Origin of the sequence: Streptomyces sp. NPDC052016, from assembly GCF_044548445.1 — a bacterium.
GTDB lineage: Bacteria > Actinomycetota > Actinomycetes > Streptomycetales > Streptomycetaceae > Streptomyces.
The window spans coordinates 61,797-78,626 of record NZ_JBIUBX010000004.1 but is presented as its reverse complement, the minus strand read 5'-3'; the positions used below and the strand labels follow the sequence as shown (position 1 = coordinate 78,626).

The following is a 16,830-nucleotide window of genomic DNA, read 5'->3' as shown; positions in this document are numbered from 1 at the left end:
GCTCCTCTCATTCCCCGCCGCGGAGGATGGAGTTGCCCTCGTGCAGGTCCTCCGGCTTCGGGGCGTCGAGCCGGAGACGGCCGCTCAGTCCGTAGAAGGCGACCGGGTTGCGCCACAGCACCTGGTCGACGTCGTCCTCGCCGAAGCCGGCCGCGAGCATGGCGTCGGCGACTTTGCGGGTCTTCAGCGGGTCGCTCTTTCCCCAGTCGGCGGCCGAGTTGACGAGGACCTTGTCCGTTCCGTACGTCCTCAGGACCGTGATCATGCGGTCCTCGTCCATCTTGGTGTCCGGGTAGACGGAGAAGCCGAGCCAGCAGCCGCTGTCCTTCGCGTCCCTGACGGTCGTCTCGTTGAGGTGGTCGAGGAGGACGTGCTCCGCGGGCAGGTTCGACTCGCGGACGACGTCGACGGTGCGGCGCAGACCGGTGAGCTTGTCGCGGTGGGGGGTGTGGACGAGGGCGGGCAGAGAGTGGTCGGCGGCGAGCTGGAGCTGGGCGGCCAGCGCGGTGTCCTCGGCCGGTGTCATGGAGTCGTAGCCGATCTCGCCGACGGCGACGACGCCGTCCTTGACGAGGTAGCGGGGCAGGGTGTCCAGGACCGGTGTGCAGCGGGGGTCGTTGGCCTCTTTGGGATTGAGGGCGATGGTGCAGTGGTGGGCGATGCCGTACTGGGCGGCGCGGAAGGGTTCCCAGCCGAGGAGGGAGTCGAAGTAGTCGAGGAAGGAGGCCGGGGAGGTGCGGGGCTGGCCGAGCCAGAAGGAGGGTTCGACGACGGCGCGCACGCCGGCTGTGTACATGGCCTCGTAGTCGTCGGTGGTGCGCGACGTCATGTGGATGTGGGGGTCGAAGATGCGCATCACAGCTCCTTGGGCTTCTCGCCCGTCAGGGTCAGCAGGCGACCGAGATCGCGGGGGACGTCGCGGCCGGCGGCGGTGCGCTCGGCGGCGTAGTCGGTGAGCATGCGGGCCAGTTCGCCGTCACCGGCCGCCCGCTGCGCCAGACGCGCGACCGCGTCGAGGGGGACGCCGGTGAACAGGCACTTCAGGACGGCGTGACGCCAGGTGTGCGGGTCGAGGTGGGCGGCGCCGTAGGGGCCGAGGGCGGCGGAGACGAGGCTGGTGTCGTTGGTGCGCAGGGCGTCCTCGACGAGGTGTACGGCGTGCGGTCCTTCGACCAGGGCCGGGAGCGCCTGGAGCACGGCACGGCGTTCGGCGGCAGTGCCGTGCCGGTAGAGCCGGTCCAGGGTCTCGGTTCCCGCCCGGGCCTCGACCAGCAGGAGCGTACGGACGGTGTCCGCGTTGTCGTGGCCGCAGTGCCGCCCGGCGGCGGCGAACCGCAGCTCCCAGGTCGGGGCGATGGAGGGGGAGGTGGCCGTCGGGGGTGTCTTCGCCGCGGACGCGGCGTCGGCCAGCGCCTCGTCGAACCAGGCGCGCGCGGTGTCGTCGGGCAGCCGGGCGGCGATGTCCTCGCGGGTTCGGGGAGGGGATTGCGTCATGGTGCCGGCGCTTCCTTCGTGGCGGTGGCTGCTGCGGTCCGGAGGAAATCGATGGAGGATCGGGCCAGCTGCGGCCCCGCGTGGGAGTGGCGGGGCAGCTCCACCACGGTGAGGCCCCGGTAGCCGGTGGCGGCGAGCGCGTCCAGCACGGGCGGGAAGTCGATCTCGCCGTCGCCGAACGGCAGGTGCTCGTGCACGCCGCGGCGCATGTCCTCGATCTGCACGTGCCGCAGCCAGGGCGCGGCCGCACGGACGCACTCGGCGGGCGGGTCCGGCTCCAGGCACTGGCAGTGGCCGATGTCGAGGGTCAGGCCGAGTGGGGAAGGGTTGCCGAGCTGGGTGCGCAGGTGGTGGAAGTCGGCGAGGGTGGCGAGGAGGTGGCCCGGTTCGGGCTCGATGGCGAGCGGCACGCCGGCGGCGGCCGCGGCGTCGAGCACGGGCATGAGCGCCTTCTCCAGGCGCTGCCATGCGGTGTCGTCGTCGGTGCCGGGCGGCGTGATGCCGCTGAAGCAGTGCACGGCGTGCGCCCCGAGGTCCGCCGCGACCCTGACCGCCGTGATCAGCAGCCGGGTGCGGGCGGCACGGCCGTCGGGGTCCGGGTCGAGCAGCGACGGACCGTGCTTGCGGTGCGGGTCGAGCACGTAGCGGGCGCCGGTCTCGACGGTCGCGGTGAGGCCGAGTGCGCCGAGCCGGCGGGAGACCCGGGCGGTGCGGGCGGCGAGATCGGGGGCGAGCGGGTCGAGGTGCATGTGGTCGAGGGTGAGCCCGACGCCGTCGTAGCCCAGGTCCGCGAGCAGGCCGAGGGCGTCGTCGAGACGGAGGTCGGTGAGGCCGTTGGTGCCGTAGCCGAGGCGGAGTGGCTGCCGGTCGTTCAAGTGGGGCTCACTTTCCGTGCGAGCGTGCGGGCCAGGGGGGCGAGTCCCAGCACGGCGAGAGCGGTGACACCCGCCCCGGACCGGGCGGCGAGCGCGGCCTGGAGCGGGATCATGGCGCGGATCCCGCCGCCGACGGCGCGCTGTGTGAGGGGCGGGGACGGGTTGAGTGCGGCGTGCAGGCAGGGGACGGCGGCGGTACGGACGTACGCGACGGCCGGCAGCGCCGGAAGGAGCCCTGCCGTCGCGGGTGTCCGTGCCAGCAGCAGGCCGAGTGCGGTCGTCGCTCCGCACGCGGCGAGGGGGGTGAGCGTGGAGCCGCCGTGCGCCTCGTGCCGCGAGACGGCGGTGACTGCGTAGGTGTGGGCGGCCAGCGCGGCGGCGGCGGGGGCCGCGGTGCGCAGGGCGGGACCGGGCGTGGCGGGAGGTCCCCCGCCCCGTCCCGCCCCGTGCTCCCGCCGCTGACGGGACGTGGAGGGCCGCGGCCCTCCGCCCCTGGCGGCCACCCCGCCCCGCGGCGTGCCGGCGTCCGGGCCGGTGAGCACCGCGCCGACGAGCTTGGAGCCGGTGAGCACCGGGGCGGCGGCGGGGGCCGCCGGGTGCGGACCGGACGGCGCTGTGGCGCCGCTCCGGTGGGGCAGCGGGCCGTGAGCGCGCGCGGACGGTGCCGTGCCGGTGGCAGTTCGGGGGCGGGGACGCGTCGCGGTGGGCGCCGACACTGTTGCCGTGGCGCCGAGCAGGAGGTCCAGGCCGCGGGCCGCGGCCATCGCCGCCGGGGCCGCGGGGGTGTGCTTCAACCGGAGGTCGTAGGCCCAGACCGTGGCGGCCAGGGCGGTCGCCACCGCGAGTGCGGGGCGGCCGGCGCGGGCGGCGAACGCCAGGCCCGCCGCGGTCAGGACTCCGGCCGCCCCCAGCGCCGCTGTCGGGGAGACACGGCCGGAGGGGAGGGGACGATGGGGGCGGTCGACGGCGTCCTCGTCGCGGTCGGCCCAGTCGTTGAGCGCCATGCCCGCCTCGTAGAGGCAGAGCGAGGCGCCCACGGCGTACGCCGTGCCGCGGTTGGGCCGCAGTCCGGCGGCCGCGGCACCGGCGAGGGCGTCACCGGGCACGGTGAACAGGGCGGAGACACGCAGCAGTTCGGCCCAGTCCCGCAGCCGCCCCCGTCGCCCGCGCCCCGGTGCGGCTCCCGCGGGGCCCTGCCCGTTCCCGGTCGGGGCGGGATGCGGGACGCGGACCGGTGGGGGTGGGGCGAGGCGGGACAGAAGGGCGCCGATCACTTCGCCTCCCGCAGGCGCTCGGCGAACGACAGCAGTGCGGTGAACTGCTCCGAGAGGCCCGCCGGGCCCCCGTCGGGGTCCTTGAAGTAGAAGCCCAGTTCCGGGAGCGGGCCGGACAGGCCCGCCTCGTGGGCGCGGGCGACCAGGCGGGCCAGGTCCAGGACGAGCGGTGCGGCCAGGGCCGAGTCGCAGCCCTGCCAGATGGTCTGGAGGATCATCCGCGAACCGAGGAAGCCCTCGAAGGCGATGTGGTCCCAGGCGGTCTTCCAGTCGCCGAGCGCCGGCACGTCGTCGATGTGCACCTCGCCCTCCGGCGTGTGCCCGAGGGTCTCGGTCAGGACGCGTTCCTTGCCGGCGTTCTTCGCCGCGGCCGCACCCGGGTCGGCCAGCGCCGCCCCGTCGCCGCCGCCCAGCAGGTTGGTGCCGGACCAGGCCCGTACGTCCAGGGCGCGCTGGACGAACATCGGGGCGAGCACGGCCCGCAGCAGCGTCTGGCCGGTCTTGCCGTCACGGCCCGCGTGGGGAAGTCCGCCGGCCGCGGCGGCGTCCGCGAGGACCGGGGTGCGCAGTCCGGTGGACGGCGTGAAGTTGACGTAGGGGCAGCCGGCCCGCAAGGCGGCCGCCGCGTAGAGGGAGCTGGGCGGCAGACGTACGGCGTCGGGCGCGGGCAGCGGCTCCGTGGAGGAGACGTTGACGACGACCACCCGCTCCAGCGCGTTGCGCACGCGGAAGGAGGTGAGGTCGGCGGCGAAGGCCGTGATGAGTTCCTCGTCGCTGCGGGTGTCGCCCGGGAGGGGGCCGCCGGGCCGTATCTCCTCGTCGGCGGCCCGCAGTTCGGCGTCCACGGCGGAGGCGAGCCCGTACGGCAGGACGCGCGCGTCGGTGAGGTGTTCGGCCCGCTTGGGCAGCGGGCAGTCGACGGTGTCGTGGCCGCCGAAGACGAGTGCGTGCAAGGGCGTCAGGCCGGTGCCGTGGAACGGCGGTGTCTCGGTGACCATGCCGGTCGGCGGATGCAGTCCGGCGGCGACCGCCGCGCATCCGGCGACGGCGGTGGTGGCCACCGATCCGCGGGCTCCGACGAACCAGACACCGGTGCGTGCGGTCCGCCCGCCGGCCCGGCGCTCCGATGCGTTCCCGTCGTTGTTCACGGGCTGCCTCCCTGCCATGTCGATGGTCCGATGTGGTTGGAGGACGGTGGGCGGGGGCTCGGGGGCCTTCCCGCCCGCCGCCGGCATGTGGGCGGGCTTCGGCCGCGACCTAGGAGGGCGGCTCCGTGGTCGGCGCGGTCACGGCGAGCGAGTGGGCGGCGAGAGGGCCGCCGGTGACGAGTGCGGGATTCCTGGGGGCGCTTGCTCGTGTGTTGTGCACGGATGTCCTCCGTAGTCCGGCCGGACGAGCGGTGAGCCGTGCAACCGGAACGCGCCGTCAGCAGCGAACCACTGTGTGGCGCCTGTGCACGAGAGGGGACCGTAGCCCGGTTCGTCCTCGGCGGAAAGCCCTTGTGCACGAAGAAGTCGAAACTTCTTCCCACGCCAGGACAAAGGCGTGTCCGGGCAGCCCGGACCGGCCCGGCGGCCTTCTCAGCGCCGGGCAACGGTCCAGCTGGTCGCGGGGCCGGTCGCGAGGGTCCCGCCGTCCCCCCGGAGGGCGGGACCCTCGCGACTCCCCTCTACTTGTCGCCGCCCCCGAAGGCGGCGTCGAAGGACGCGGAGGGCGGGTCGAAGTCGAACCGCTTGAGATCGGCGAGCGCCTGCGGCGCACCGATGAGGCGGTCCATGCCGGCGTCCTCCCACTCCACGGAGATCGGACCGTCGTAACCGATCGAACGCAGCATCCGGAACACGTCCTCCCAGGGGACGTCACCGTGCCCGGCGGAGACGAAGTCCCAGCCGCGCCGCGGGTCGCCCCAGGGCAGATGGGAGCCGAGGCGCCCGTTGCGCCCGTCCAGACGCTTCCGGGCCTCCTTGCAGTCGACGTGGTAGATCCGGTCCCGGAAGTCGTAGAGGAAGCCGACCGGGTCCAGGTCCTGCCAGACGAAGTGGCTGGGGTCGAAGTTGAGCCCGAAGGCCGGCCGGTTGTCCACCGCGTCCAGGGCGCGTCGGGTGGTCCAGTAGTCGTAGGCGATCTCGCTCGGATGGACCTCGTGGGCGAAACGGACGCCCTCGGTGTCGAACACGTCCAGGATCGGGTTCCAGCGCTCCGCGAAGTCCTCGTAGCCGCGCTCGATCATCCGTTCCGGTACCGGTGGGAACATCGCCACCAGGTGCCAGATCGACGATCCGGTGAACCCGACGACCGTGTCGACGCCGAAGGCGGCCGCGGCACGCGCCGTGTCCTTGATCTCGGCCGCCGCACGCCGGCGGACGCCCTCCGGCTCCCCGTCGCCCCAGATCCGGGCGGGCAGGATGCCCTGGTGCCGTTCGTCGATGGGGTTGTCGCAGACGGCCTGGCCGACGAGATGGTTGGAGATCGCCCAGCAGGTGAGGCCGTACTTGTCCAGCAGGGCGTGCCGGCCGGCCAGGTAGGACGGGTCGGCCAGGGCCTTGTCGACCTCGAAGTGGTCGCCCCAGCAGGCGAGTTCGAGGCCGTCGTAGCCGAAGTCGCGGGCCAGCCGGCAGACGTCCTCCAGCGGCAGGTCGGCCCACTGACCGGTGAACAGGGTGAACGGGCGTGGCATGGCGCCTCCAATCGGGGTTCCTGCCGGGTCTCTACCGGACTTCGGCCTGGACTGCCTGGACGGGGGTGTAGACGGCGTTCTTCTGCGCGCTCTCCTCCACCGCGGCGAGCACCCGCTGCACCTGCAGACCGTCGGCGAACGACGGCACCGGATCGGTGCCGGACGCGATGGCCAGGACCAGGTCGCGGGCCTGGTGGGTGAAGGTGTGCTCGTAGCCGAGGGCGTGGCCCGGCGGCCACCACGCCTCCAGGTACGGGTGCTCGGCCTCGGTGACGACGATCCTGCGGAACCCCGCCGTGGTGGCCGGCTCCCGGTGGTCGTGGAAGGACAGCTCGTTGAGCCGCTCGAGGTCGAAGGCGAGCGAACCGTACTCGCCGTTGACCTCCAGCCGCAGGGCGTTCTTGCGCCCCGTCGCCATGCGGGTCGCCTCGAACGTGGCGAGCGCACCCGAGGAGAGCCGGCCGGTGAAGACGGCCGCGTCGTCGACCGTGACGGGCCCGCGCCCGGCGCCGCCGGAAGCGGTCAGGCCGGAGGAGGCACCCTCGAGGCGGGGGCGTTCCCCGACGAAGGTCTCCATCTGGGCGGAGACCCCGACCAGTACCTCACCCGCCAGGTACTGGGCGAGGTCGACGATGTGCGCGCCGAGGTCGCCCAGCGCCCCCGACCCCGCGTGCTCGCGCTGCAGCCGCCAGGTCAGCGGGAAGTCGGGGTCGACCAGCCAGTCCTGTAGGTAGGTGACCCGTACGTGGCGCAGCGCGCCGAGCCGGCCGTCGGCGATCAGCCGGCGTGCGTGGGCCAGGGCGGGCACGCGCCGGTAGTTGAAGCCCACCATCGCCAGCTGTCCGCGTGCGCGGGCCGCTTCGGCCGCCGCGACCATGGCCTCCGCCTCGGCCACCGAATTGGCCAGGGGCTTCTCGCACAGCACGTGCTTGCCGGCCTCCAGTGCCGCGATCGCGATCTCCGCATGGCTGTCGCCCGGTGTGCAGACGTCGACGAGCTGCACGTCGTCGCGGGCCACGAGGGCGCGCCAGTCGGTCTCCGCCGCGGCCCAGCCGTGCTTGTCGGCCGCCGCCCGCACGGCGTGCGCGTCGCGGCCCGCGATCGCGGCGAGGACCGGCCGCAGCGGCAGGTCGAACGCGCGCCCTACGGTGCGCCATCCTTGCGAGTGCGCGGCGCCCATGAACGCGTAGCCGACCATGCCCACGCCGAGTGCCGGCGGCGCGGCCCGACTGTCCCTCTGTTCCATACGGATTCCTCCTCGTCGGAGTGTCACTGACTCATCGCTGTGCTGGTGGGGCACGGGGCCCGGACCGGTCAGATGAAGCCGGTCGGCAGGTACTGGTCGACGTTGTCCTTGGTGACCACGGCCGAGTAGAGGGTCAGCGAGGACGGGATCTCGAACTCGGCGAGGCCGCCGACGCCCTTGCCCTGGCCGAGGGCGCGGGCGAGGTCGATCGCGGAGGCGGCCATCGTCGGCGGGTACAGGACGGTCGCCTTGAGCACGCCGTTGTCGGCCTTGATGGCGTCCATCGCGGACTTGGCGCCCGCTCCCCCGACCATCAGGAAGTCGTCCCGGCCGGCCTGTTCGATGGCGCGCAGCGCGCCCACGCCCTGGTCGTCGTCGTGGTTCCACAGCGCGTCGAACTGCGACTGCGCCTGCAGCAGTTGCGCGGTCTTGGCCTGGCCGGACTCGACCGTGAAGTCGGCCGCCTGGCGGGCCACCTTCCTGATGTTGGGGTAGTTCTTCAGGGCGTCGTCGAAGCCCTGGGTGCGCTGCTTGGTCAGTTCGAGGTTGTCGAGCCCGGCGAGTTCGACGACCTTGGCGTTCGGCTTGTCCTTGAGCTGCTCGCCGATGTAGTGGCCGGCGTTGAAGCCCATGCCGTAGTTGTCGCCGCCGATCCAGCAGCGGTACGCCTGCGGGGAGGCGAAGACGCGGTCCAGGTTGACGACGGGGATGCCCGCCTTCATGGCCTGCAGACCGACCTGGGTGAGCGCCTTGCCGTCGGCCGGCAGGATCACCAGGACGTCGACCTTCTTGTTGATCAGGGTCTGGATCTGGCCGATCTGCTGGGCGGTGTCGTTGGATCCCTCGGTGATCTCCAGCGTGACGTCGGAGTACTTCTCCGCACGCGACTTGGCGTTCTGGTTGATGGCGTTGAGCCAGCCGTGGTCGGCCTGGGGGCCGGCGAAGCCGATGGTGACGGCCTTGCCCGGCTTGTCGTCCGCGACCGGGGCGTTGTTCGTGGCCTGTTCCTGCTTGCTGGGTTCGTTGCTGGTGCACGCCGTCAGCAGCGCGCCGGCGGATGCGGCTGCGGTGCCGAACAGCAGTGCTCTGCGGCTGGTGGCCGGGACTCTTGCCATGGCGGATCGACCCTTCGACTGGGCGGTGTGCGTGAGATGAGGGATGTGGGGGATGCCGGACGGCGGGGTCAGGACCCGTGCCGGCGGTGTGCCGTGCTGCGTCAGGCGTCGCCGCCGCGCAACGAGCGGTGCTGGACCAGGACGGCGGCGACGATGATGGCGCCCTTCGCGATCTGCTGGACAGCGGTCTCGAGGTTGTTCAGGGCGAAGATGTTGGTGATCGTGGTGAAGACCAGGACACCGAGGACGGAGCCGACGATGGTGCCGCGGCCGCCGCTGAGCAGGGTGCCGCCGATGATCGCCGCGGCGATGGCGTCCAGCTCGTAGAGGTTGCCGTTGGTGTTCTGCCCCGAGCCGGCGAGCACGATCAGCATGAACGCGGCGATACCGCAGCACAGTCCGGACAGCAGGTACAGGTACAGGCGCTGGCGGCGGACGTCGATGCCGGCGAGCCGAGCCGCTTCCGCGTTGCCGCCGACCGCGACGGTGCGGCGGCCGAAGGTGGTGCGGTTGAGGAGCAGCCAGCCGATGACGGTGACCGCGGCGAAGACCAGGACCAGGGGCGGGATGCCGAGGATGTAGGCGTCCCGGACGCCGAGGTCGAGCACCGATTCGACGGTGACGATCTGGGTCCTGCCGTCGGTGATCTGCAACGCCAGCCCCCGCGCGGAGGCGAGCATGGCCAGCGTCGCGATGAACGGCACCATCCTGCCGTAGGCGATCAGCAGGCCGTTCACGAGTCCGCAGCCCACACCGACGATCACGGCGGTGAAGAGGATGCCCGCGAAGCCGAACTCCTGCGTGGCCACGGTCGTCGCCCACACCGAGGCGAGCGCCACGATCGCGCCGACCGACAGGTCGATACCGCCACTGGTGATGACGAACGTCATGCCGACGGTGACGACACCGATCACGGACGCCTGGGTGAGGACGAGCTGCAGATTGCTCGTCGCGAGGAACTCGTCCGGCGCGGTGATCCCACCGACCGCGACGAGTACGGCGAGGACACCGAGCAACGACAGACTGCGCACGTCCCACCGCAGACCGAGCGGTCGGCGCGCACCCTCCTTGTCCGTCGCGGACTCGGCGGCGGACTTCGGCGCTTCCTTCTGCGCCGCGGCGGCCGGCTGCGTCATGACGTCGGGCTCCCTTCCATCACGAGATCGAGTACACGGTGCTCGTCGAGCTCCCGGGCGTCCGCCGTGTGCACGACGCTTCCTTCACGGAGCACCAGCACCCGGTCGGCGAGACCCAGGACTTCGGGCACCTCACTGGAGACGAGAAGTACGGCCAGGCCCTCGTCGGCGAGCCGGCGGATCACTGCGTAGAGCTCAGCCCGGGCGCCGATGTCGACACCACGGGTCGGCTCGTCCAGCAGCAGCACCTTGCAACCGCGCAACAGCCAGCGTGCGAGCACCGCCTTCTGCTGGTTGCCGCCGGACAGCGTCCTGATCGCGGCATCGGGATTGTCCGGCCGCAGGGACAGCTCCCGAACCGCCCGGTGCGCCGCGGCGCGCTCGGCACGCCGGTCCAGCCAGCCCGCGCGGGCGAACCGGGACAGGGTGGAGATCGATACGTTGCTGCTGACGGACTCCAGCATCAGCAGCCCCTGCGCCTTGCGTTCCTCAGGTGCGAGGCCGATGCCGGCGCGGACGGCGGCGCGGACACTGCCGGCAGGCAGGGGGGTCCCCTCGACGAGCACACGGCCGCCGTCGGCCTTGCGGGCCCCGTAGATCGTCTCCAGGATCTCGCTGCGCCCGGACCCCACGAGCCCGGCCAGCCCGACGATCTCACCGGGCCGCAACTCCAGATCGACGGGCGCGAACTCGCCCCGCCGGGTCAGCCCTTGGACCGTCAGCACCGGTTCCCTCTCCGCGGCGAACCCCGCCCGGGGGCGCTCGGGGAAGACGTACTCGACGTTCCGCCCGGTCATCAGGGCCACGACGTCTTTGGTGGGAGTGGTCTCGGCGGGCAGACCGCCGGCGACGGCCCGGCCGTCCTTCAGCACCGTCACCCGGTCGCCGATGCGCCTGATCTCCTCGAGACGGTGGGAGATGTAGACGACGGCGACACCGTCGGCCGTCAGATCGCCCACGATCCTGAAGAGGTTGTCGACCTCGTCGGGGTCGAGCGCCGCCGACGGCTCGTCCATCACGATCAGCCGTACCTCGTGGGAGAGCGCGCGGGCCATCGAGACGATCTGCTGCTGTGCCGCGGACAGGTCGCCGACGAGCCGCGCGGGATCGATCTCCGAGTGCCCGAGGCGCTTGAGCAGTTCCGCGGTCGCCGTACGGGCGGCGGAGCCGCGCACGACGAACCCGGCGGACGTGGGTTCATGCCCGAGGAAGACGTTCTCCGCGACGGACAGCCCCTCGATCAGGTCGAGTTCCTGGTAGATGGTGGCGATGCCCAGACGCATGGCGGCGATCGGCGACCCCAGGGTCACGGGCTCACCTCGCCAGGTGATCTCACCGCCGTCGGGCTGGTGGGCTCCGGCGAGCACCTTGATCAGCGTGGACTTCCCGGCACCGTTCTGGCCGAGGAGGCAGTGGACCTCGCCGGCCTGGACCTCGAGGTCGACACCGTCCAGGGCACGGACGCCCGGGAACGACTTGGTGATGCCGGACATGGTGAGCAGGGGTGGTTGTGGTGCCATGAGGAATCCCCTCGGCAGGTGCCGGCCGTGGGCGGGCAGGGCTGGACAGGGTGGATCGGGTACATGGGCAGCTGTGGGAAGCGCCTGGCGTCGTCTGTGCCGGGGCGGGGCGAGCAGGGTAGGCAGGACAAGGCAGGGCAGGTCGGCCCGCGACCAGTGCTGTCGGTGGAGCCGGCCGCCGCAGTGTCGTGCGGTAGTACGGCGGTGCTGCGGTGGCGCTGAGGTGGCGCGGTGGCGGCTGTGTTCGTGGTGGCGCTGTGGCGAATGGGTTCGGTCGTGGCGCTTCGGTGGCTGTGTTGGCTTGGTGGTGCTGTGGTGGCTGTGGTCGCGCTGTCGCTTCTGGCGTCAGGGGTTGCCGTGGCCCGTGGTGGGAATGCGCCGGCGGATGCCGGCAGCGGTCAGGCCGGTGAGAACAGGTGGTCGCTGATGAGCCGGGCCGCGCCGATGACCCCGGCGGCCGGCCCCAACTCCCCCAGGACGATCGGCAGATTGCCCGTGGCCAGCGGCAACGACTGCCGGTACACCTGGGTCCGGACACTGGCCAGCAGCGTGTGCCCGAGACCTGTGACACCACCGCCGATCACCACCAGCCCCGGATTGAAGAAACTGACGAGCCCGGCGATGACCTGACCCAGACGCTTCCCGCCCTCCCGGATCAGCTCCAGGGCCACCGTGTCGCCCGCCGCGGCAGCGGCCGACACGTCCGCGGCCGTCAGATGCCCGGCCGTCTCCAGCCGAGCGGCGAGCTCCACCGAGCGGCCCGCACGCGCGGCCTCCTCCGCGTCACCGGCCAGCGCGGCACCGCTGAAATGTGCCTCCAGACAACCGTGGTTGCCGCACGCACACGCACGGCCTCCCGGTTCCACCTGGATATGGCCGATGTCACCGGCACTGCCGGTCGTCCCCCGGTAGACCTGGCCACCGACCACGATCCCGCAGCCGATACCGGTCCCGATCTTGATGCAGAGGAAGTCGCCCACCGAACGCGCCACACCCGCGTGCTGCTCCCCCACCGCCATCAGGTTCACGTCGTTGTCGACCATGACGGGGCAGCCCAGTTCCTGACTGAGCGCCTCCCGCACCGGGAAGCCGTCCCAGCCCGGCATGATGGGAGGCGCGACCGGCACACCCTCCGGGAAGCGGACCGGCCCCGGCACACCGATCCCGGCGCCGTCGAAGCCCTCCGCGACACCGGAGGCCTTCAGCTTGGCCGCCATCGACAGCACCTGCTCGAAGACCGCCACGGGCCCTTCCCGGACGTCCATCGGATGATTCAGATGCCCCAGGACCTCCAACTCCGCGTTCGTCACGGCGACGTCGATCGACGTGGCACCGATGTCGACACCGAGGAAACGCAGCGCCGGAGCGAGGCGGATGTTGTGCGAACGCCGGCCGCCCCGTGAGGGGGCGAGCCCGTCCGCGACCACCAGCCCCGTCTCCAGCAGCCGGTCCACCTCGACAGCCAGCTTCGAACGGGACAGGTCCACCAGATCGCCGAGCTGGGCACGGGAGTTGGCCCCGCTGTCACGCAGCAAACGAAGCAGCCGCGCCTGATGCGCGTTCTCAGGCCGAGCAGTCATCCGTCGCACGAACCCCTCCCCTTCCCACGCCTACGGCTGGGGACCCAGACGCCATGCCTTCATCGGCTGAGTCGTCGGCTTTCGGGGAGGAAAGTAGCAGCGATTTACCGGGGTGGGAAGAACTTACGCACGATCCCGCCAGGACTTCTTCCACGTGCAGGACAAAGTCTGGACCGGAGACGCACGGCAGCCATGCACGAGGGGTCCGTTCTACTCGGACATGCAGGCCATCGCCGACGCCTGCGCCAGGCCTACACCGACCTTGCCCTGGCAAGCACGCACACCCGCCGCGGCGGGTCTCCGGTGCCGTTCATGTCATGTGCCGACGGAGGGAGAAGTTCGAGGGACGGATGATCCCGTAGGCGCAGATGCTCGCCCCTCCCTCCCCCTCGCCTGCGCGTGGCCCGGTCGCCCTATGACTTCTGGCCCTCCTTCCGCGCCTGCTGAAAGGCGTCGGAAATGGTTTCCGCGGCGCCGGACAGGGCTCCCTTGGTCTTGCCACGGGCGCCGGACTCCGTGAGCTGCCCCGTGAGCTCCGTCAGCCCGGCCGGCTTCCGCGGTCCCGCCTCCAGATCGAGGCGGTTGCACGCCTCGGCGAAGCGGAGGTAGGTGTCGACGCTGGCCACCACGATCCGTATGTCGATCTTGAGTATCTCGATCCCGACAAGGGAGACCCGCACGAAGGCGTCGATCACCAGCCCGCGGTCGAGAATGAGTTCCAGAACGTCGTAGAGGCCACTGGAACCGCCCCCGCCACCCTGCTGTGTCGCCACGGTCATCGCGACCAACCCCTTGCCACATCCGTCTCTGCATGATCCGTCGGCGCCGCCTCTGGCCGCGACGAAGGCTTGAGGGTGCGAGTAGCCCCTAGACCTACGACCACACATGCACGCGTCTCGCCGAGGTGGACGGCCGTCACGCCCGCCAGGCCGATGTCACCGGATGCCGATGTCGCCGGATGCCGTTGCCTCGACTGCCCCGCGAGACAGATGCACTAATTGCCCGATTACTCTGGTTCTGTGGCGCTGTATCCAACTCCTCCGGGCAGCGGTCAGGACGACCGGATGCCGCGGGTTGCCGGAGTACGTCCTCAGATTCTCGCCTCCTGGGAGCGCTCGCAGTCGCTCGGCATCGACCGCGAACGGGCGGCGCTGCCGATCGAGAGTGACCTCGACCCCGACTCCCGGCTCGTCCGAGCCGCCGCGCCGGTGCTGGACCGCCTCTGCGAACGGTTCTCGGGCGTGCCCGTGACCGTGACGCTGGCCGACGCACAGGCGAACATCCTCGATCGGTGGGGCGCCCCGGCCGGGCTGAAGCTGATGGACGCCGCCTCCCTGGTGCCGGGCGCCAATGTCGATGAGCGATTCATGGGGACCAGCAGCGTCAGCATGGTGCTGAGCACCAGGGCGCCGTTCGTGGTCGTCGGTCACGAACACTTCCTGCACGACCTCAAGGAGCTGACGTGCATGGCCGCGCCGGTGTGCGACCCGGTGGGCGGCACCGTGCGGGGCGCGGTCAACCTCTCCGTGCCCCGCGTGCTCGCCGACCCCGGCATGGCGCTGGCTCTGCAGAACGCCACCGAACGCATCGGGGAACGGCTGCTGGAGCTGGGCACGACCCGTGAACTCGAGCTGATGCGCTCCTTCCGCCGGGCCAGGGAACGCGGCGGGCACGCCGAGCTGGACCTCGGCTCGGGAGAACTGGCCCGGCTCGGCGGACCGGCGCCCCGGCTGGCCCCGCAGGAGCGGCTGATGCTGCTGGAGCGTGCCGTGGAGCTGATCTCCTCGACCGGTGAAACCTTCGCCGACGTGCCGCTCTCGGGCAGTCGTGTGGCCATGCTGCGCCGCCGAGAGCTGCACCACGGCGACGCGGAGGGCGCGGCGATCGAGGTCAGCTTCGAGGACGCCCGTGGCGCCGGGACAGCGGGCCCCTCCACCGTGACGGCCCCCGGCGGCCGTCATGTGCCGCTGCTGAACCGTCCCACCGTGACGCCTGGGACGAACGCTCCCGACGCGACGACGCAACCGCACGCCGCCGGAGCCACCGACGCGTGGCTGCTGCTGGTGGGCGAGCCGGGCGTCGGCCGACTCGCCGCCGAGGCGCGCGGACGGCTGTCCTTGCTGAACGAGGCAGGCAGCCGACTCGGCACCACCCTGGACATGTGGCGTACGGCCGAGCAGCTGGCGGAGATCGCCGTGCCCCGCTTCGCCGACCTGGTGGTCGTCGATCTGGTGGAGGGCGTCCTGGCGGGCGAAGAGCCACCGCCCCGACGGCTGGGCCCCGGCGTGGCACTGCGCCGGGTGGCCGCCTGGGCGGGCGAGGACTCCCGCGACACCCCGATCGGTGGCGTGGACGAACCGGCCACCTACCCCGCCGGTACACCCCAGTCCCGGTGTCTGGAGACCGGCCAGCCGGTCACGGACTCGGTGCTGACCGCCGCCCTGGCCGGGCACCCGGCCGACCGGGTGCACCCCGTCGACCTGCTGGGCGAGGGCGTGCACTCCTACCTGGGCGCTCCCCTGTGCGCGCGGGGCTCCATCCTGGGGCTGGCAGGGTTCTACCGCCGCGGCAGGACGAGGCCGTACGAGCAGGACGACCTGACGCTGGCGGCCGAGCTGGCGGCCCGTGCCGCGATCAGCGTGGACAACGCCCGCCACTACCGCCGGGAGCACCACGCCTCCCTCACCCTGCAGCGCAGCCTGCTGCCGCACGCCCTGCCCCAGGTGAGCGCCGTCGACCTCGCCTCCCGGTATCTGCCCGCGGATGCCAGGGCAGGTGTGGGCGGGGACTGGTTCGACGCGATCCCGCTGTCCGGGATGCGCGTGGCGCTGCTCGTCGGGGACGTGCCCGGAACCGGTCTGCAGGCGGCGGCGACCATGGGCCGGCTGCGTACGGCGGTGCGCACGCTGGCCGGTCTGGACCTGCTGCCCGAAGAGGTGCTGACCCATCTGGACGAACTGGTCAGCCGTACCCCCGACGAATCGGCCGACGAAGAGGACCCTGCGACCGGGGCGACCTGCCTGTACGCGGTGTACGACCCGGTGTCCTGCCGCTGCACGGCCGCACGGGCCGGTCATCCGCCGCCCGCTCTGCTGACGCCGGACGGGCAGGCGCGGCTGGTCGACCTGCCGGCCGGGCCACCGCTCGGCCTCGGCGGGCTCCAGCCGTACGAGTCCGCCACCGTCGACCTGCCCGCAGGCAGCGTGCTGACGATGTACACCGACGGCCTGCTCAAGGAAGGCCGCGGGTACGGGGACACCGACGCCCGCACCGGGCAGCTGCTGAACTCGCTGAACATCGCGGGTCCGGCGCTGGAGGACATCTGCGACCGGGTCGCGGACACCCTCCTGCCCGACGGCCCGCAGGACGACGTCGCCCTCCTCCTGGCCCGTGTGCACGCGCTGCCCGAGGACCGGGTGGCGTCCTGGGAGTTCCCGTCCGACACCTCGGTCGTCGCCCGGGCCAGGGAGCTGACCCGTGCTCAGCTCGCCGAGTGGGGCATGTCGGAGCTGGATTTCAATACCGGGCTGGTGGTCAGCGAGCTGGTCACCAACGCCGTGCGCTATGGCGGCCGGGGGCCGGTGGGCCTGCGGTTGCTGCGCGACGACTCACTGATCTGCGAGGTCTCCGACCGCAGCAACACCTCTCCGCGGCTCCGCCGGGCGGCCACGACCGAGGAGGGCGGACGCGGCCTGTACCTGGTGGCGCAGTTCACCAAGAGCTGGGGCGCCCGCTACATGCCGCAGGGCAAGACGGTGTGGGCCGAGCAGATTCCGCAGCCGGAACAGCAGCCGGCGCCGGAGACGGACGAGGATGCACTGCTGGCCATGTTCGACGACCCCGGCTGATCCGCCGACCGGCACCGCGGCCGGGAACCGCCTCGCCTCACCGGGGTTGCGCGGAGAAGCACCGG

Annotated in this window: 13 protein-coding genes; 1 reads left to right on the top strand and 12 read right to left on the bottom strand. The window is 72.1% G+C overall.

Annotated elements, in window-relative coordinates; genetic code table 11:
- Positions 1–7 precede the first annotated feature (7 nt).
- The 12 genes from ACIHAR_RS06940 to ACIHAR_RS06885 all read right to left on the bottom strand — a co-directional run bounded on the left by ACIHAR_RS06940 (position 8) and on the right by ACIHAR_RS06885 (position 13,696).
- Positions 8–856: a TatD family hydrolase gene (locus ACIHAR_RS06940; protein WP_400017527.1), complete on the bottom strand. Its 849-nt coding sequence runs from the start codon at positions 854–856 to the stop codon at positions 8–10.
- Positions 856–1,494, bottom strand: coding sequence for an EboA domain-containing protein (locus tag ACIHAR_RS06935; RefSeq protein ID WP_400017525.1), 639 nt, complete (start codon positions 1,492–1,494; stop codon positions 856–858). The genes ACIHAR_RS06940 and ACIHAR_RS06935 overlap by 1 nt, the downstream gene beginning before the upstream one ends.
- Positions 1,491–2,369, bottom strand: coding sequence for a sugar phosphate isomerase/epimerase family protein (locus ACIHAR_RS06930; protein WP_400017523.1), 879 nt, complete (start codon positions 2,367–2,369; stop codon positions 1,491–1,493). Before ACIHAR_RS06930 ends, ACIHAR_RS06935 begins: the two co-directional genes overlap by 4 nt.
- On the bottom strand, positions 2,366–3,643 hold the full coding sequence (locus tag ACIHAR_RS06925; RefSeq protein ID WP_400017520.1) for a UbiA family prenyltransferase: 1,278 nt from the start codon (positions 3,641–3,643) through the stop codon (positions 2,366–2,368). The genes ACIHAR_RS06930 and ACIHAR_RS06925 overlap by 4 nt, the downstream gene beginning before the upstream one ends.
- Positions 3,640–4,809, bottom strand: a complete 1,170-nt coding sequence (locus ACIHAR_RS06920; protein ID WP_400017518.1) for an inositol-3-phosphate synthase — start codon at positions 4,807–4,809, stop codon at positions 3,640–3,642. Before ACIHAR_RS06920 ends, ACIHAR_RS06925 begins: the two co-directional genes overlap by 4 nt.
- Before the next feature lie 503 nt (positions 4,810–5,312).
- Complete coding sequence (locus ACIHAR_RS06915) at positions 5,313–6,320, bottom strand: sugar phosphate isomerase/epimerase family protein (RefSeq protein ID WP_365453443.1); 1,008 nt, start codon at positions 6,318–6,320, stop codon at positions 5,313–5,315.
- Between the two features lie 31 nt (positions 6,321–6,351).
- Positions 6,352–7,566 carry a Gfo/Idh/MocA family protein gene (locus tag ACIHAR_RS06910; RefSeq protein ID WP_400017515.1) on the bottom strand — a complete coding sequence of 405 codons (1,215 nt, stop codon included), beginning with the start codon at positions 7,564–7,566 and terminating at the stop codon, positions 6,352–6,354.
- 68 nt (positions 7,567–7,634) lie between these two features.
- The gene (locus ACIHAR_RS06905) at positions 7,635–8,681 is read right to left on the bottom strand and encodes a substrate-binding domain-containing protein (RefSeq protein WP_365453448.1); all 1,047 of its coding nucleotides are present in this window, start codon (positions 8,679–8,681) and stop codon (positions 7,635–7,637) included.
- Positions 8,682–8,782: 101 nt separating this feature from the next.
- Positions 8,783–9,817, bottom strand: coding sequence for an ABC transporter permease (locus ACIHAR_RS06900; RefSeq protein WP_365453451.1), 1,035 nt, complete (start codon positions 9,815–9,817; stop codon positions 8,783–8,785).
- Entirely contained in the window at positions 9,814–11,337 is a 1,524-nt protein-coding gene (locus tag ACIHAR_RS06895) for a sugar ABC transporter ATP-binding protein (RefSeq protein ID WP_365453454.1), read from the bottom strand. The genes ACIHAR_RS06900 and ACIHAR_RS06895 overlap by 4 nt, the downstream gene beginning before the upstream one ends.
- 398 nt (positions 11,338–11,735) lie before the next feature.
- Positions 11,736–12,917: an ROK family transcriptional regulator gene (locus ACIHAR_RS06890; protein WP_365453457.1), complete on the bottom strand. Its 1,182-nt coding sequence runs from the start codon at positions 12,915–12,917 to the stop codon at positions 11,736–11,738.
- A 413-nt stretch (positions 12,918–13,330) separates the two neighbouring features.
- The gene (locus tag ACIHAR_RS06885; protein WP_365453460.1) at positions 13,331–13,696 is read right to left on the bottom strand and encodes a gas vesicle structural protein GvpA; all 366 of its coding nucleotides are present in this window, start codon (positions 13,694–13,696) and stop codon (positions 13,331–13,333) included.
- A gap of 240 nt (positions 13,697–13,936) precedes the next feature.
- Between ACIHAR_RS06885 and ACIHAR_RS06880 the strand changes: the two genes are divergently transcribed.
- The gene (locus tag ACIHAR_RS06880) at positions 13,937–16,765 is read left to right on the top strand and encodes a SpoIIE family protein phosphatase (protein ID WP_400017510.1); all 2,829 of its coding nucleotides are present in this window, start codon (positions 13,937–13,939) and stop codon (positions 16,763–16,765) included.
- Positions 16,766–16,830: the final 65 nt, after the last annotated feature.

Excerpts from the sequence above, each read along its gene's own strand:
- ACIHAR_RS06940 (WP_400017527.1), bottom strand. The coding sequence starts at position 856 with ATGCGCATCTTCGACCCCCACATCCACATGACGTCGCGCACCACCGAC.
- ACIHAR_RS06935 (WP_400017525.1), bottom strand. The coding sequence starts at position 1,494 with ATGACGCAATCCCCTCCCCGAACCCGCGAGGACATCGCCGCCCGGCTG.
- ACIHAR_RS06920 (WP_400017518.1), bottom strand. The coding sequence starts at position 4,809 with ATGGCAGGGAGGCAGCCCGTGAACAACGACGGGAACGCATCGGAGCGC.
- ACIHAR_RS06915 (WP_365453443.1), bottom strand. The coding sequence starts at position 6,320 with ATGCCACGCCCGTTCACCCTGTTCACCGGTCAGTGGGCCGACCTGCCG.
- ACIHAR_RS06910 (WP_400017515.1), bottom strand. The coding sequence starts at position 7,566 with ATGGAACAGAGGGACAGTCGGGCCGCGCCGCCGGCACTCGGCGTGGGC.
- ACIHAR_RS06905 (WP_365453448.1), bottom strand. The coding sequence starts at position 8,681 with ATGGCAAGAGTCCCGGCCACCAGCCGCAGAGCACTGCTGTTCGGCACC.
- ACIHAR_RS06900 (WP_365453451.1), bottom strand. The coding sequence starts at position 9,817 with ATGACGCAGCCGGCCGCCGCGGCGCAGAAGGAAGCGCCGAAGTCCGCC.
- ACIHAR_RS06895 (WP_365453454.1), bottom strand. The coding sequence starts at position 11,337 with ATGGCACCACAACCACCCCTGCTCACCATGTCCGGCATCACCAAGTCG.
- ACIHAR_RS06890 (WP_365453457.1), bottom strand. The coding sequence starts at position 12,917 with ATGACTGCTCGGCCTGAGAACGCGCATCAGGCGCGGCTGCTTCGTTTG.
- ACIHAR_RS06885 (WP_365453460.1), bottom strand. The coding sequence starts at position 13,696 with ATGACCGTGGCGACACAGCAGGGTGGCGGGGGCGGTTCCAGTGGCCTC.